This window comes from Novosphingobium sp. EMRT-2, from assembly GCF_005145025.1.
In the GTDB taxonomy this organism is placed as follows: domain Bacteria; phylum Pseudomonadota; class Alphaproteobacteria; order Sphingomonadales; family Sphingomonadaceae; genus Novosphingobium.
Map to the genome: position 1 here is coordinate 55,553 of NZ_CP039696.1, position 15,459 is coordinate 71,011.

At 60.7% G+C, this 15,459-nt stretch carries 16 protein-coding genes; 13 read left to right on the forward strand and 3 right to left on the reverse strand.

The features are described 5' to 3' along the window. Positions 1-86: 86 nt before the first annotated feature. The 3 genes from FA702_RS18105 to FA702_RS18115 form a co-directional block, all read right to left on the reverse strand. A complete protein-coding gene (locus FA702_RS18105) occupies positions 87-350 on the reverse strand; it encodes a KorC repressor protein (RefSeq protein ID WP_136957549.1) in 264 nt (87 codons plus the stop codon). A gap of 104 nt (positions 351-454) precedes the next feature. Then, on the reverse strand, positions 455-814 hold the full coding sequence (locus tag FA702_RS18110; protein WP_136957550.1) for an antirestriction protein: 360 nt from the start codon (positions 812-814) through the stop codon (positions 455-457). A 392-nt stretch (positions 815-1,206) separates the two neighbouring features. Beyond that, positions 1,207-1,980 carry a winged helix-turn-helix domain-containing protein gene (locus FA702_RS18115; protein WP_136957551.1) on the reverse strand — a complete coding sequence of 258 codons (774 nt, stop codon included), beginning with the start codon at positions 1,978-1,980 and terminating at the stop codon, positions 1,207-1,209. A gap of 937 nt (positions 1,981-2,917) precedes the next feature. Between FA702_RS18115 and FA702_RS18125 the strand changes: the two genes are divergently transcribed. The 13 genes from FA702_RS18125 to FA702_RS18185 all read left to right on the forward strand — a co-directional run bounded on the left by FA702_RS18125 (position 2,918) and on the right by FA702_RS18185 (position 15,450). After that, positions 2,918-3,319, forward strand: coding sequence for a helix-turn-helix domain-containing protein (locus FA702_RS18125; protein WP_136957553.1), 402 nt, complete (start codon positions 2,918-2,920; stop codon positions 3,317-3,319). A 106-nt stretch (positions 3,320-3,425) separates the two neighbouring features. Then, a complete protein-coding gene (gene trbB / locus FA702_RS18130; protein ID WP_136957554.1) occupies positions 3,426-4,391 on the forward strand; it encodes a P-type conjugative transfer ATPase TrbB in 966 nt (321 codons plus the stop codon). 13 nt (positions 4,392-4,404) lie between these two features. Beyond that, on the forward strand, positions 4,405-4,785 hold the full coding sequence (locus tag FA702_RS18135) for a TrbC/VirB2 family protein (protein WP_136957555.1): 381 nt from the start codon (positions 4,405-4,407) through the stop codon (positions 4,783-4,785). Positions 4,786-4,802: 17 nt separating this feature from the next. Further along, positions 4,803-5,135: a conjugal transfer protein TrbD gene (locus FA702_RS18140; RefSeq protein ID WP_136957556.1), complete on the forward strand. Its 333-nt coding sequence runs from the start codon at positions 4,803-4,805 to the stop codon at positions 5,133-5,135. After that, entirely contained in the window at positions 5,132-7,711 is a 2,580-nt protein-coding gene (locus tag FA702_RS18145) for a VirB4 family type IV secretion/conjugal transfer ATPase (protein WP_136957557.1), read from the forward strand. The genes FA702_RS18140 and FA702_RS18145 overlap by 4 nt, the downstream gene beginning before the upstream one ends. Then, positions 7,698-8,414, forward strand: coding sequence for a VirB8/TrbF family protein (locus tag FA702_RS18150; protein WP_136957558.1), 717 nt, complete (start codon positions 7,698-7,700; stop codon positions 8,412-8,414). Before FA702_RS18145 ends, FA702_RS18150 begins: the two co-directional genes overlap by 14 nt. Positions 8,415-8,431: 17 nt before the next feature. Then, the gene (gene trbG / locus FA702_RS18155; protein ID WP_136957559.1) at positions 8,432-9,418 is read left to right on the forward strand and encodes a P-type conjugative transfer protein TrbG; all 987 of its coding nucleotides are present in this window, start codon (positions 8,432-8,434) and stop codon (positions 9,416-9,418) included. A 2-nt stretch (positions 9,419-9,420) separates the two neighbouring features. Then, on the forward strand, positions 9,421-10,197 hold the full coding sequence (locus tag FA702_RS18160; protein ID WP_136957560.1) for an SPOR domain-containing protein: 777 nt from the start codon (positions 9,421-9,423) through the stop codon (positions 10,195-10,197). Positions 10,198-10,227: 30 nt separating this feature from the next. Further along, positions 10,228-11,568, forward strand: coding sequence for a TrbI/VirB10 family protein (locus tag FA702_RS18165; RefSeq protein ID WP_136957580.1), 1,341 nt, complete (start codon positions 10,228-10,230; stop codon positions 11,566-11,568). A 25-nt stretch (positions 11,569-11,593) separates the two neighbouring features. Continuing rightward, positions 11,594-12,349, forward strand: coding sequence for a P-type conjugative transfer protein TrbJ (gene trbJ / locus FA702_RS18170; protein ID WP_136957561.1), 756 nt, complete (start codon positions 11,594-11,596; stop codon positions 12,347-12,349). Between the two features lie 8 nt (positions 12,350-12,357). After that, the gene (locus FA702_RS18175) at positions 12,358-12,594 is read left to right on the forward strand and encodes an EexN family lipoprotein (RefSeq protein ID WP_136957562.1); all 237 of its coding nucleotides are present in this window, start codon (positions 12,358-12,360) and stop codon (positions 12,592-12,594) included. Between the two features lie 10 nt (positions 12,595-12,604). Continuing rightward, positions 12,605-14,329, forward strand: a complete 1,725-nt coding sequence (trbL, locus tag FA702_RS18180; RefSeq protein ID WP_136957563.1) for a P-type conjugative transfer protein TrbL — start codon at positions 12,605-12,607, stop codon at positions 14,327-14,329. Positions 14,330-14,331: 2 nt separating this feature from the next. Further along, on the forward strand, positions 14,332-15,450 hold the full coding sequence (locus tag FA702_RS18185) for a transglycosylase SLT domain-containing protein (RefSeq protein ID WP_136957564.1): 1,119 nt from the start codon (positions 14,332-14,334) through the stop codon (positions 15,448-15,450). Positions 15,451-15,459: the final 9 nt, after the last annotated feature.

Sequence of the window (15,459 nt, forward strand, 5' to 3'; positions counted from 1 at the left end):
CCTTGGCGGGTTGCCCGGTCACAACCGATATAATGACAGCATCCCAAGCCGTGTCAAGCCCTCGTAAAGTCCAATGCGGAATAATTTTAGCCGCTAAAATCCCCTTTCTGGCGTTCCCAAATATTTCCCAGCCCTGCCGCTGCGCATAACAACGCCCATGCCGAATAAGGAATCTGATCCTCGCCGCCCGTCCAGCGCCGGATTACGCGCGTATTGCTCAAGCCCAAGAAGCGCGATGCCGTGCCGCCAGTCATATCCGCCGCTTTGAGGATCGTCCTGACCTCCTCCGGCGTCGGCTGCTGCCACCCCTGATCGGCGGGCAATAGGCAATCTGGCCGAACGTCTGTCATGCGCGCGTCTGTTCCTTCGTTGGCGTTGCTCCTCAAGGCAGGCAACCTATGAATATGTCCGATGGCTGGGGAAGGGAAGGGGGGCACTCGCCCCCCAAGCGCCCTTAATCGACCGCCGCCGCGATCACCGCCGCCTCTGCATGTCGCGCGGCATAGCCGTAAGCGCGCACATAGAGCCGGGCAAAATGATCGTCGTCGTATTTTTCGTGCATGTGGGCCAGCATGGACAACGTGGCTATAAGGCCCGCTGCATCGGCCGACACGTCGCCGGAGAAGCCTTTTTCATCCCACGCCAGATGATATTGAGCCTGACCGTCCGGGGCCATGTAAAAGCCGCCATTCGATAGGGTGTAGAAATGCCAATATGCGCCCGTGTAGTCGGCGGACAGCTTGGACATATAGCCATAGGTGATAGCCTCGGCCTCGATCATGCGCGCCAGCCCGAACAGCCGGGGCAGGAACATGAGTCGATCGTCCTCGCCAACCAAAGCGGCGGCAATTCCCTTATGAGTGTTCATCGGACTTCTCCGGTTTCGACCTTGGCACCATAGCCCGGCCATATCCGATATATTGGACGTTTCCCGGTTGCCGTCAAGTTATGCTCGCCCGCCATGACCATCTTTTAGCCGCTAAAATGACCTCCATCGCAAGGCATATTTGCTTGCCGCGCCGCAATTACCATAGGGCCGATTTTCCCGCCTCAATTGAGCGCGAGAACCGGCCCCCAAATCGGGGCCTTACCCCCTTTTTGGTGTTCAAACAGTTTCAATTACGTGTTGCGCGACTAGCGCAACTCCGATTCACCTTAAACAAATAAACTCAAGGGGTGCTTCAGGAGCTTTTTGAGACTCACGGGTTAAGCTGCCTCTCCATCGCGTGCGCAAATGCCCTCCCACAAGCGCACGAGGGTTTCCGCCATCGCCTTGTCCGTTGTGGTTTCCCGTATGTAATCGGCCTTGCTCAACCGTGAGAGCATCCAAGCCGTTTCCTCAAGCCGCCCTCTCTGGCGTTCCGCCTCGTCATCAGGGACCGGGGCAGGGCGGGCATGACGTTCGAGCATGTTCAGCAGCTCGCGCGGCATGTCGATGCGATAGGCATTGGAAGTCTGCTCGGATCGTGCGCCCGCCTCGGTGATATGCCGGATATAGCGCCGTAGCCGGGCCAGCAGCCCGATTTCACCAAGCGCCTTGATCGCGCGGCCGACGCTGGCCCGCGAAACGACTGCCCAATCTGCAATCATTTCGTAGCTGGGGATCACGTTGCCCCTGAAACGCTCCTCCATCCGCAGCAGGGCCTTATAGACCCGCACCGCTGAATTGGTGATGTTCATGCAGGCCCGTTCAAATTCGGTCGCCTCGCGCGGCTCCTTCCGCAACTGAACGCGAAGGACACGCCCCTTTTCAAACGCCAGATTAACAGCGTGCCAGCAGCCTTTGCGGGTCTTCTTGTCCCGCGTTGCCAAAAACGCCCTTTCCACGGTGCCGCCAGCTTCCTTGCTGTTGGCTCGAACATGATCGCCGTCCCTGCGCCTGCCTTTCCGGCTCCGGCTCTTATCCCCGTAGGCTTTGGCGCTGATCGTATCCAGCAGCTCCCCGATTTGGAAAGCTCCTATCTCTTTGGCGTAACTCATCGTCGTCCCTCCTTTGCGAAGGGCCGGGAGGCAGGCAAAAAAATCCCGTTGCGCGAATCAAGCGCCCTTGAACCGAAGTCCGAAAACCGCTAAGTGGGAAATTGTATGGAGTGTTCAGCGTTGGCGCGCTGTCCCACACAAGCGGTTTTGAGGGTGCCCGGCTTCGTGCCGGGCATTTCTTTATCCACTCACGGCCAGAAACTCCTGTTGCAGAAACATATCGTCCCCGATCCGCTCTAGGATCGCGTTGATTGCGGCCTCGCGGGACGTGAAACCCTTGCTGGCTTTCACCCTCTCCACGATCTCGACGGCTTTAGGGGACAAGGCCATACTCATGCGCTTATAGCCCTGCTCGCTCTGCGCCTTCGCGCGTTTGCGCTGGGACAGAGTGGAAGGTTTAGGTTGCGTGTGAGTCGCCATAATGCCCCGGCTTAACGGACATTAAAGGTTCTGGCAATTCAGCACTGAAAATTTTATGACAATGGCCCAAAGACACGCATAGAAAAAGAGTTTGAATTAGCGCCATCACTCTTAGTTCTGGCGTGGCACTCAACGTCTGCATGAGCTTGTGTTTGCAGACAACCGGCATCGTCCAAGTAATGCCAGCCCCATGCCCCCATAGCCGATTCTTTTGAAATTCGTCCGAGCCGATCTGTCTGCCAACAGAAATCTTAACCGCCGGCGGGCACTAAACCGTTTCGCTCATTTGAACGCCAAAGAGGATTTTAAGGAAGCTCAATCTTGACCCTGCCAGCTCCGGTTTTGTCTTCTACGGACTAGGGGAACAACCGGGAGGCGCGCACGCACGAATCGCCGGTTTTGTTCGATAACGGCACCACTAACATTCAGATAAAGTCGCATAGCCGCTTCCTTTCTGGCGCGCGCCGTCATATCCTCACGCGGCCACCCGGAATTTTAGCGGCTAAAACCAACACCCTTGCGGAAGAAAGAAACCGAACCTGTGTATCGGAAGGTTCTCGCCATCAACATTAACCGCTTCTTGGCCCTAAGACGGCTCAAGAAAAAAGACCTCGCGGAAAATGCGGGGCTGTCTGTGTCCTTCGTATCTGACGTTACAGCCGGTAAGGGAAACCCGTCGCTCGAAACAATCGCCGCCATCGCAAATGCTCTGGAAGTCCCGCTTGTCGCGCTGCTGGAACCGCCGCCAATCGGCACCGATGGCTGGGACGCCAGCCTAGCCGATACCTTATCAAGAGAAGATAAAAAGCTGGGGCTTCCTCCCGGTTATAAGCGCGTTTCCGCTATCGTCACGGATCACCAAGCGTTCCAGATAGCACAATGGCACAAGGCTGCCCACGCTAAGTTGCGCCGGTCCTGACAATCCCCCCGATCTGAACCTAATTCTTTGCAATCGTTCTGGTTGCCTACATGAAAATTCCGGTATATCCCTTGCGTCCATTTTGTTTTGGCAGGGACGGAGCTTCATGCAGGCGAAGGGGGAACCCGCTCAAGATACGGTAAAAGAGCGTGCGAAGGAAATGCTTCGCCGCTCGATGCAACCGCTTATGTTGGATGCGCTTGCCGATCCCAAAACCGTAGAGCTGATCCTGAACGCCGATGGCAAGCTATGGCTGGAACGCCTTGGCGAACGCATGATCTGCATCGGCACGGTCGCGCCAAGCCGGGCCGAGGCGATCGTTAAAGCGGTCGCTGGCTACCACAACAAGGAAGTGACGCGGGCTTCGCCAGTTCTGGAAGGCGAGTTTCCCATAGATGGCTCTCGCTTCGCCGGGCAGATGCCCCCGGTCGTGCCCGCGCCGACCTTCGCCATCCGAAAGCGCGCCGTGGCGATCTTCACCCTCGAACAATATGTAGAGGGCGGGATTATGACGGCGGAGCAATGCAGCCTCATCCATGAGGCTATCCGCGCGCACCGCAACATTCTGGTGATTGGCGGCACCGGCAGCGGCAAAACAACGCTAGTGAATGCCATTATCAACGGGATGGTGGACGCGGACCCGACCGAACGGCTCGTAATCATTGAGGATACCGGCGAGATTCAATGCGCCGCTGAAAACTACGTCCAGTTCCACACGTCGCCGCAAGTTTCCATGACGGCGCTGCTCAAGACAACCCTGCGGATGCGCCCCGATCGTATCCTAGTGGGCGAGGTTCGCGGCCCGGAAGCCCTTGACCTCCTTATGGCGTGGAACACCGGCCACGAGGGCGGGGCGGCAACGCTGCACGCCAACAACGCCGAAGCGGGCCTTAGCAGGCTCCAAATGCTCATCAGTATGCACCCTGATTCACCACGGCCGATCGAGCCGCTGATTGGTGATGCGGTGCATTTGATCGTCCACATCGCGCGCACGCCAGAGGGTCGCCGCATTGAAAGCCTGCTGGAAGTCGGGGGCTACGTGGATGGGAAATACATTTTGCGCAAACTGTGAAGGAGCAAGACATATGACGTTGTTTTGGAATGACGCCGACGCCCGCCGTAAGGCGCTCGTTTGGGGTATGCTGGGGCTGGCGCTTGTCCTGCTCCTGATGTGGCCGCACGCGGCTTGGGCGTCCGATACCACGGGCGGCCTGCCCTATGAATCCTATATGACCAAGGTTCGCCAGTCGATGACGGGCACCGTCGGCTATACCTTCGCCCTCGTCGGCATCGTCGTTGCCGGTGGTGTCCTGATCTTCGGCGGCGACCTCAACGGCTTCGTCCGCACGCTGCTGCTGATCGTTCTCGTCGCCTCGATGCTCGTCGGCGCAAACTCGGTCCTGTCTTCCATCACGGGCGGCGGCGCGGTCATCACCGGCAACGCTGCGCCCGCGCTGGCGGGCTAAAGGGGAGGGCCGCTATCATGGCTCTGCGATCAGTGCCTATTCGCCGTTCTGGCGTCCGCAACAATCTATTTTTGGGTGGGGACCGGGAGCTAGTGATGGCCACCGGCCTAGCGTCGATGGCACTGATCGTTCCGGCCATCAATTCATTGAAGGCTTGGACCGCTGGCCTCCTGATCTGGTTTCTTGGCGTGTGGGCTTGCCGCCTCATGGCCAAGTCGGACCCGCTGATGCGGTTCGTTTACCTGCGGCACCGCACCTACCGCCCTTACTACCCCGCCCACTCCACGCCCTTTCGCAAGAACGGCCGCCTGCAATTCCGCCGCTATCGGCAACCGGGGAAGAAAAAATGATCCAGACAGTCGTTGTCGTAATAGCGATCTTCGGTGCGGTTCTGCTCGCTGTCCTCGCCTTTGCGTCCTTTGCAAACGCCGCTGAACGCAAGCTGGCGCGCTATCGCTCCAAGGACGAGGGCCTTGCCGATCTGCTCAATTACGGGGCGATGGTGGATGACGGCGTAATCGTCGGCAAAAACGGCTCCTTCATGGCCGCATGGATTTATGAGGGCGACGATAACGCCAGCTCCACCGACCGCCAGCGCGATATGGTCAGCTTTCGGATCAACCAAGCTCTCGCCGGGCTGGGCAATGGCTGGATGATCCACGTTGACGCCCCGCGCCGTCCAGCTCCTGCCTACTCGGCTGCGGGGCTATCGCATTTCCCTGACGCCGTGACGGAAGCCATAGATCAGGAACGGCGCGAATTGTTCCAGTCCCTCGGCACCATGTATGAGGGCTATTTCGTCGTCACCGCGACCTATTTCCCTCCGGTCATCGCGGAGCAAAAATTTGTCGAGCTGATGTTTGACGACGATCGGGAACGGCCGAACAACAAGCAACGCACGGCCGACCTGGTTGAACGCTTCAAGCGCGAAATCACCACGTTTGAAAGCCGCCTGTCTTCGGCCGTGAAGCTGACCCGCCTTCGCGGTCACAAGGTCGAGAGCGAGGACGGCTCGACCGTGACGCACGACGACTTTTTGCGGTGGCTGCAATTCTGCGTCACCGGCAAAAATCAGCCGGTCGTGCTGCCCACGAACCCGATGTATCTCGATTCCATCATCGGCGGTGTCGAAATGTGGACGGGCATAATCCCGCGCATCGGCAACAAGTTCGTCCAGACGGTAGCGATCGAAGGTTTCCCGATGGAATCAACGCCGGGCATCCTCTCGGCGCTGGGCGAGCTGCCGATTGAATATCGCTGGTCCACGCGGTTCATTTTCATGGATTTGCATGAGGCCAAAAAGCACCTTGAAGATTTCCGCAAAAAGTGGCGGCAAAAGGTTCGCGGCTTCTTCGATCAGGTTTTCCAGACCAATAGCGGCAAGATAGATCAGGACGCCCTTTCGATGGTGGCCGATGCTGACAACGCATTGGAGGAGGTCAACTCCGGCCTGATCGCGCAAGGCTACTATACCGGCGTCGTCGTCCTCATGGACGAAAACCGCGACAAGGTAGAGCTGGCCGCCCGCCAGCTTGAAAAGGCTATCAACGCGCTCGGTTTCGCCGCCCGTATCGAGACGGTGAACAACCTAGAGGCGTTCTTGGGCACGCTGCCGGGGCATGGCGTCGAAAATGTCCGCCGCCCGATCATCAACACCATGAACCTAGCCGACCTGATGCCGACAAGCTCGATATGGACCGGCCTCGATCATGCGCCGTGCCCGATGTATCCGCCCAGCTCGCCCCCGCTCATGTCTGGCGTCACCAACGGCTCTACGCCGTTCCGGCTCAATCTCCACGTCCGCGACGTGGGCCATAGCTTCATCTTCGGCCCCACGGGTGCGGGCAAATCAACGCTGCTCGGCCTGCTCGCCGCCCAGCTCCGCCGCTATCCCGGCATGTCCATTTTCGCTTTCGATAAGGGCCTGTCGCTCTACCCGCTGGCGAAGGCGGTAGGTGGAGCGCATTTCACCGTCGCGGGGGATGACGAAAAACTTGCCTTCTGCCCGCTCCAATTCCTCGAAACCAAGTCCGATCGCGCGTGGGCAATGGATTGGATCGACACAATCCTAGCCCTCAACGGCGTGGCGACAACGCCCGCCCAGCGCAACGAAATCGGCAACGCCATCGTCAATATGCACGCCAGCGGGGGCAAGACCCTCTCTGAATTTGTGGTCACGATTCAGGATGAAACGGTGCGCGAGGCGATCCGCACCTACACGGTGGATGGCTCTATGGGCCATCTTCTCGATGCGGAGCATGACGGCCTTAGCCTGTCGGAATTTACCGTGTTTGAAGTCGAGGAGCTGATGAACCTCGGTGAAAAATACGCGCTCCCGGTCCTCCTCTATCTGTTCCGGCGTATCGAGCGATCTTTGAAGGGCCAGCCTGCCGCGATCATCCTTGATGAAGCGTGGATTATGCTGGGGCATCCCGCCTTCCGGGCCAAAATCCGCGAATGGCTCCGGGTGCTGCGCAAGTCCAACTGCCTTGTTCTCATGGCAACGCAAAGCCTGTCTGACGCCGCAAATTCAGGCATCCTTGACGTTATCGTGGAGTCCACCGCGACCAAGATTTTCCTGCCGAACGTCTATGCGCGTGATGACGATACCGCCCAGCTCTACAGACGCATGGGCCTCAATACACGCCAGATTGAAATCTTGGCGACGGCCATCCCCAAACGCCAATATTATTATCTCTCGGAACAGGGGCGGCGGCTCTTTGAGCTGGCGCTAGGCCCCGTGGCTCTGTCCTTCGTCGGCGCGACCGACAAGGAATCCATCGCCACGATCAAGGCCCTTGAAGCGTCCTACGGCCCGGCATGGGTCAACGAATGGCTGTCCATCCGTGGCGTTCCAACCAGCATCAATGTCGGCCGCACGGCGGCGGCCCCCAATACCTCGGAGAAGCTGCATGAGTCTGTTTGACAAGCTGCGGGGGCGATCTGCTGAAAGCGCCCCGGTTGATCCCAACCCCTATCTGAACGCGCGGCGTCAATGGAATGAGCATGTCGGCGGCATCGCTGCCTCGCGGCGCTTGTGGCAGACTATGGCGATCCTCTCGATGTTGATCGTCCTCGCCGCTGTCGGCGGCATCATAGCGATTGGCAGTCAATCGAAATTCATTCCCTACGTGGTCCGCGTGGACTCGCTGGGGGACGCGGTGGCCGCCCAGCGGGCCGATATGGCTTCGCCGGTCGATGCGCGCGTAGTGCAAGCGCAAGTCGGTTCCTTCATCCAGTCGGCCCGCATGGTGACGGCTGACGTTGAACTCCAAAAGCAAGCCATTTTCCGGGTGTATGGGATGCTCGCGCCCAATGACCCGGCATTGGCGAAGATGACCGATTATCTCAACGGCGACCCCGACAATACGCCCTTCGCCCGTGCGGCGCGGGAAACTGTATCGGTCGAAATCGCGTCGGTGATTCAGCAAACAAAGACCTCTTGGCAGGTCGATTGGACAGAGACGGAGCGCGATCGGCAAGGCCAGCCTATCCAGCCTCCGGCCAAAATGCGGGCGCTCGTCACGATCCGCGTTGCGCCGCCCAGCTCGGCCACCACCGAAGAACAAATTCACCAGAACCCCTTGGGCGTGTTCGTCCAAGATTTCTCTTGGTCGCGCACACTCTGATGGGAGGGACAATCAACATGAAACAGATGGTCTATTTCGCCGCCGCCCTCGCGGCGCTGCCTTCGATCGCCGCCGCGCAAGACGGCCCGCCGCTGCCCGACGACTATACGCCGCCAGCCTCAAACGCGCCTGTGCCTGCCGGGGGCGGGCAAGTAGATCCCAATGCCTATCTCAACCCGCGTAATCCGGTTCTGACGCGCACCCAGCGCGAAGGGCTTTCAATCTCGCGGCGCTGGCAGGCGGAAAGTGCCGAAGGCATCAAGCCGGTGCCGGGGACCGAAGGCGCGGTAATGTTCGCGTTCGGCACGTCCGAACCTTCGCTAGTCTGTGCGCCGCTGCAAATCTGCGATGTGCAGTTGCAGCCGGGGGAGAACATCAATTCGGTGAACGTGGGCGATAGCGCCCGCTGGCTGATCGAACCGGCCGTATCCAATTCGGGGCCGGATGAAACCCAGCATCTTATCATCAAGCCCCTCGACGCGAACTTGAATACAACGCTGATCGTCACAACCGATCGCCGCACCTACCATATGCGGTTGGTGTCGCACCGCACGCAATTCATGTCGCGGGTTGCCTTCACCTATCCCGACGAGGCGCAAGCCAAGTGGGCCGCCTTCCGCGCCCGCTCGGATACGGCGCGCGCTGAAAACACGCTGGCGGTGCCCGATGGCGCTCGCGGCGCTGGCAGGGGCGGGAGCGAATATCTCTCCAATCTGGATTTCCATTATAGCGTGGACGGCCGCGCCCGTTGGAAGCCCGTCCGGGTCTATAATGATGGCGTCAAAACCATCATCGAAATGCCCCGCGCGATGGAACAGACGGAAGCGCCGTCGCTGCTGATCGTGCGGGCAGGGGGCAGCGCGTCCAAGGCGGCTGATACCTCCATCGTCAATTACCGGCTCCAAGATGGCCGCTACATTGTCGATCAGATTTTTGACCAAGCGGTCCTGATTGCCGGTGTCGGCAAGCGCCAAGAGCGCGTCACCATCACAAGGGGAGGCTGATCGTGCGCGGCGCGTTCTTTGTATCAGCGGCCTTCTTGGTCACAAGCTGCGCGGGCGTTTCGCACCGGGATAGCTTTGCCGTTCCGGCTCCTCCCGATCAGACCAAGGCCCTCGTTGACGATTCCGTGGCGGAGCTGGTGAAGCTCTACCCGCCCGCCATAAGCCGGGTGCTGGTCCCGACTGGTGGGGGAGGGGCCTACGGTGAGGGCCTGCGCTCCTCGATGCGGCAAGCGGGCTATGCGGTGATTGAGACTGGCAAGGGCGAGAAGCCCGATCCTGCGGCTACGCCTCTGCGCTATTATGTCGATCAGCCAATTGCCAATTCCTACCGCGTGACGCTGCGGGTAGGCGCACAAACATTCTCCCGCATCTATGGCGTGGATGAACAAGGGGTTTTCCCCTCTGCCGGGTGGGCGCTCGATCTGACCGGCGCAGCGCCGGAGCTGATCGAGCGCGCGAACCGGCCTGTAGCGCCCGCTGCGCCTCCTGCCGCACCGCCGCCTGTCGCCAGCCCTCAAACCAGCTTCGGGGATAATGGATCGCCGGGGGCCGGGGGATGGGTGGTCAGCTTGACGGGCTTCCCCTCCGAGAACGCCGCGCGTGCCTACTGGCGCGCTACCGCGCGCGTGCGGCCGTCATGGGCCAGCATAACGCCGCGCTTTGTCCAAACCGGAAGCTCTCACGGCATCCAATTCGGACTGTTTCAATCCAGCGCGGCGGCGCGTGCCAAGTGCAAGGGCATCCGTGCCGTGCGCTGTGGTGCCGCCAAGGCCGTGTAAGGGGGTAGGTTTATGTCTGATGCTGATAGCATGTCGCCGGAAGCCTCGCCGGGCGGCGCAGCAGACGCGAAGAACGGCCGCTTCGTGACGGGTGTTCGCAGGGTCAACAATTGGCCGCTGGTGATCGTCCTTGCCGTGGTCGCGGTTTTCATCGCCATCGTCGTGTCGATTATGATTGATCGCTCCCGCGACGATGCGGCCTCCAAGGTTCAACCGGCTGTCGGGCAAAGCTCGGCTGACGTGGCGAAAAAGGTTGCTGGGACAGCGCCAGCCGGTGCGGCGGAAGTGGTGGCGAACGCGCCCCCGGTCCCGCCTGCCGATGGTATCCCCGTTGCGCCGGTCGATCCCAACGCCCCGCCAACCGTGACCGCCTCGCAACCTAGCGGCCCCACGGCGGCCGATCTGCGCCGGGCACGTCTAGAAGCGATCAGGGAAGCCCGCCTTGCCCAATTTGGCAGCGCCGTGCGCTCGCCTACGGCCGTGAAATGGCAGAACGGCCGCGATGGCGCGTCCTCTGGCGGTTCGATGGGTGGCGGCGCTGATCCGGCAAGCCAGCTCCTCGCCCTGCAACAGCAAATGGCCGCCAACATGGCGCAAGGTCGCCAGCCTTCGGCCGCCGATGTTGCCACCCTAACGGCCCTGTCGAACCAACTCGGCGGGGGAGGGGGCGCGGGAACGGCGGGAGCCTCCAACGCCCGCCCCCCGGCCAACTATGGCCAGTTCGGCAACAATGCGGGCGGCAACCGCTGGGCCTCCAACTCACAAGTAGAAGCGCCGTCGCGTTATCAGCTCCGCGCGGGCTTCGTCATTCCCGGCACGCTGATTTCCGGCATCAACTCGCAAATCCCCGGCCAGATTGTCGCACAAGTTTCTCAAAATGTGTTCGACACGGCGACGGGCCGCTATCTCCTGATCCCGCAAGGCTCCCGCCTCGTCGGCGCGTATGACTCCAACCCCGTCTTTGGGCAGACGCGCGCGCTCATAGCGTGGCAACGAATTGTCTTTCCAGACGGGAAGGCGATCGACCTCGGCGCAATGCCCGGTTCGGACAGCGCGGGCTATGCCGGGTTCCATGACCAAGTGAACGCGCATTGGTTCCGCATTTTCGGTTCTGCGCTGCTCATGTCGGGCGTAACCGCTGGCGTCACGCTAAGTCAGCCCCAAACGGGCCTCAACGCCAATGGCACCATGTCCGCCAGCCAAGCCCTTAGCCAAGCTCTCGGCCAGCAGCTCGGACAGACCACGGCGATGATGATTGAGCGCAATCTGAACATATCGCCCACGCTGATTATCCGGCCCGGCTTTCGTTTCAATGTTGTGGTCGTGAAAGACCTAACATTTTCAAAGCCTTATCGCTCGTTCGATTATTGACGCCAAATGAAAGGGAGTAAGCAAGATGAAGTCTAGGATTTTAGCGGCTAAAATCTCTTTGGTGGTCGCGCTCGCGCTGGCGGTCCCGGCTGCGCAGGCTCAAATCGCGGTGGTGGACGTTGCGAACGTCCGCCAGACGACGATTTCCGCGCTGCAAAATGTCGCCAACGTGGCGAAGCAAATCCAGCAATATCAGACGCAGCTACAGCAATACGAGAACATGATTCAAAATACGGTCGGCGCGCCGGTCCAGCTCTGGCAGCAGGCAACGCAGACGATCGACAGCCTTCAAGGTCAGGTCAATCAAATCAGCTCATTCGCGCGCCAAGCGGGCGACGTGAACACCTACATGAACCAATTCAAAAATCCGTCCTACTACCAGACCAACGCTTGCACGTTCGGGAATTGCACGGCGGCGCAACGAGCGGCGGCCCTGTCCGCTACTCGCGCGCGCACGACAAGCCAGATGGCCGCCAATGCCGACGCGATGAACGGGATCAACAGCGCCATGAAGTCGCTCGCGTCTGACGGCCAGCGCCTCGATCAGTTGCAATCGAACGCCACGGGTGCCAGCGGGCAGATGCAAGCCTTGTCCTATGCCAATCAATTCGCGGCTCAACAGGCCAGCGAGTTGCAGAAAATCCGTGGCGTGCTGCTCGCCCAGCAAGCGGCGCTCACGGCCCAATCGCAATATCAGCTCGATCGGGATGCTGCGGCTACCGAAGCATCGGCGGCGATGCGGAAGACCAAGCCAACGCCAATTGGAACCTATCAGAATTGAGGAAATCCATGCCGAAATTACGTCATGTAGCTGCCTGCGTCACCGCAACGCTTCTTCTCGCTGCTTGCGGCAAATCCGGGTCCGAACCGAAGACAATGCTTTATTACTCGCAACACCTAGATGAAGCCCGCGAGAAAGTTGCCCGCTGCAAATCCGGCGTCGATACCGATGCGGAGTGCCAAGAGGCGGGTAGCGCATTAGCCCACGAAACCAAGCCGACGACGATCGGAACCTATCAGAATTGAGGATAGCACTATGAAGGCTTTGCCTCGCCTGCACCTGTCCGCCTTGGGGTTGGCGCTCACGCTCGCCGCAACCCCTGCCTATGCGCAATCGCAAGGTATGCTCGATAATGTTCTGAACAAATATAAGAGCATGGCGGCAGCGTGGGCGAGCGTCTTCACAACGCACGCGACAATCCTGTTTTTCACACTCGCGGCTGTCAGCCTCATTTGGACGTTCGGGCAGATGGCGCTACGTCGCGCCGATCTTGGCGAATTTGCCTCGGAAGCTATTCGCTTCGCACTTTTTTGCGGTTTCTTCTGGTGGCTCCTAATCAACGGCCCTGCGATCGGCACCGCCATTATTGAAGGGTTGCGCTCGCTCGGCGCGCAAGCATCCGGCCTGCCCAACAACTTGGCCCCATCCGGCATTGTCGATATTGGCTTTGATATTTTCCGGCAGACCCTCGAATCATCCAGCGTATTAACTCCGGTCGATTCCGCTCTTTCCATTTTGATTTCGCTGGCCATCCTGATCGTTTTGGCCCTCGTCGGCGTGAACATGCTGCTGCTTTTGGCTTCTGGTTATATCCTCGCCTACGGTGGGGTTATCTTCTTGGGCTTCGGCGGCTCGCGTTGGACTTCCGACATTGCGTTGAACTATTTCAAAACGGTGGTCGCGGTTGGCGCGTCCCTGATGACAATGGTTCTTATCGTCGGCGTCGGGAAAACCTTTCTCGACCAATATTATGCAGCCACGGGCGAGGGTTCGAGCCTTCAAGATTTAGGGACAATGCTTGTCTTCGCGGTCGTCCTTCTGGCGCTCGTAAACAAGGTTCCCGCGATGGTTGGGGGCGTCATTAGTGGCGGCTCAATCCACGCGGCGGGCGGCATCGGGGCCTTTGGGGCAGGGGCCGCGCTGGGCGCTGCCGGTATGGCCGCCGGTGCTGCTGCCACGGGGGGCGCGATGATCGCCGCTGGCGCTATGAACGCTGCGGGGGGTGCCAGCGCGATCAAGGCCGCCTTTGCTGCTGCCGGTGGGGGCGGCGGCGAAGGCGGCCAAAGCGGCGCTGCCGGTGGCGGGCAACCGCTGTCGTCGGCGGGCGATCTGCCGGGCGGCGGCGGCGGCAACGGCGGTGGCGGGGGAGGGGGCGGCGGAACGCCCCTTAGCGTCGCTATGGGTGGGGATGGCGGCTCGACCCCGGCCAATGACAATAGGGGCCTCCAAGATGGCTCGGAAGCCGCCAGTGCAGGCGGTGGCACGGCGGCAAGCGCCGCTACTGGCGACGGTGCAGCCGATGGCGAAGGCGAGGACGGCGGTGCTGCCGGTGGATCGGCCACGGGCGAGGCGGGGGCCAGCTCGTCCAGCTCCGCCAGCTCGGAAGGTGAAGGCGCTGCCACAAGCGGGGATGGCGGCGGCACGCAACGCACCGGCCTTAGCCGGGCGACGAAAGCGGCCTCCATCCTCGGCGGCGCTGCTGCTGGGATGGCTCTTGACGGGCTGAAAAGCCGGGTCGGTCAAACCGTGGGGGGCCGACTGGCGGCCAATATCCGCGCCTCGGCCGCCTCGGCATCGTCGGGAAGTGAAACGCTCACGCCCGCAACCGGCGCGGGCAGTCCCGCCAGCTCGTCCGATTCATCGCCGCCGTCCACGGCGCAATTCGCAGGCGATACCATTTCGGCCGCCCGTAATGCGGGCGACATGGAGACGCCAGAGGATGAAGTTGCGGCCTTCGTCCAGAGAAGGGGGGACAGCTAATCATGGCCGCTGATCTGCCTCCGGTTGTGATAGAAGAACGGGTGCAATGCTCGATCGCGGCGGCGCTGCGCTATAACATTCCGGCGAACGTCATGTTAGCGGTCGCGGAGCAAGAGAACGGGCGGCCCGGTGCGCGCGTCCAGAACACCAATAACACCGCCGATCTTGGCTCGATGCAGCTCAATTCCAGCTATATTCAATCGCTGGCGCGCTACGGCATCCGGCCTGAATATGTGCTTGCGCCGGGGTGCTACTCCTACAATCTCGCCGCTTGGCGTATCCGAAACCATATCCGCGACGACAATGGCGACCTGTGGACGCGGGTTGCCAATTATCACTCCCGAACGCCGGTCCATAATGCCCGGTATCGTGCGGCGATTATGGCGAAGGCGGCACGCTGGGAGGCATGGCTTTCCTCGCGCTACAACACCTATAGCGTGAACGGCGTGCCGATCAGCGGCGGCGGTCCTGCTGCGCGATCGGCGTCAAGCCCGCTCACGATCACGGCGGCCGACGCCGGGGACAGGGGCCAGCTCGCGGCCGTGGCGCAACCGGCGATCGTCCAGCCTCAAGCCAGCGCCGACGCCTCGGCGGGCTATGTCGCCTCGATCTTGGCCGCTGCCTTCAATGCACGTATAACGGATACGTGGCGGGCGCTGGAAGCCAATTACGGGGCCGCCAACAGCTTTCACAAATATGGGCAGGCGGTGGATTTCGTGCCGCGTGCCGGGCTGCACACGATCACGCGCGAGCAAATCCGCGCCGTGATGGCGCAACATGGTATTCGCGTGGCGGAGCTGCTGGGACCGGGGGACAGGGGCCATTCCGATCATTGGCATCTGGCGTTCTATACCGGCGATCAGACTCGGCCGCTCGATCGCGCTCAAATTGTCGTCGCCAGAGCGGAACGCGGGATAGGGGGCCTAACCTCGGCGGCCGTGCGGCCGATGGCCAGCTATGAGGCTGCGCCAGTTCCACAAGCCCGCATCATGGCGGCTCGGCCGAACGCCGCGCCTATTTCCGTTGCGGTGAATTTCCGGCGCGACATGCTGCATCCGGTGCCCGGCGATCCTGCGGCCGACGAACGGTTTATTCCGCGCACAATCACCGCCAGCAATTGAAGCGACGGC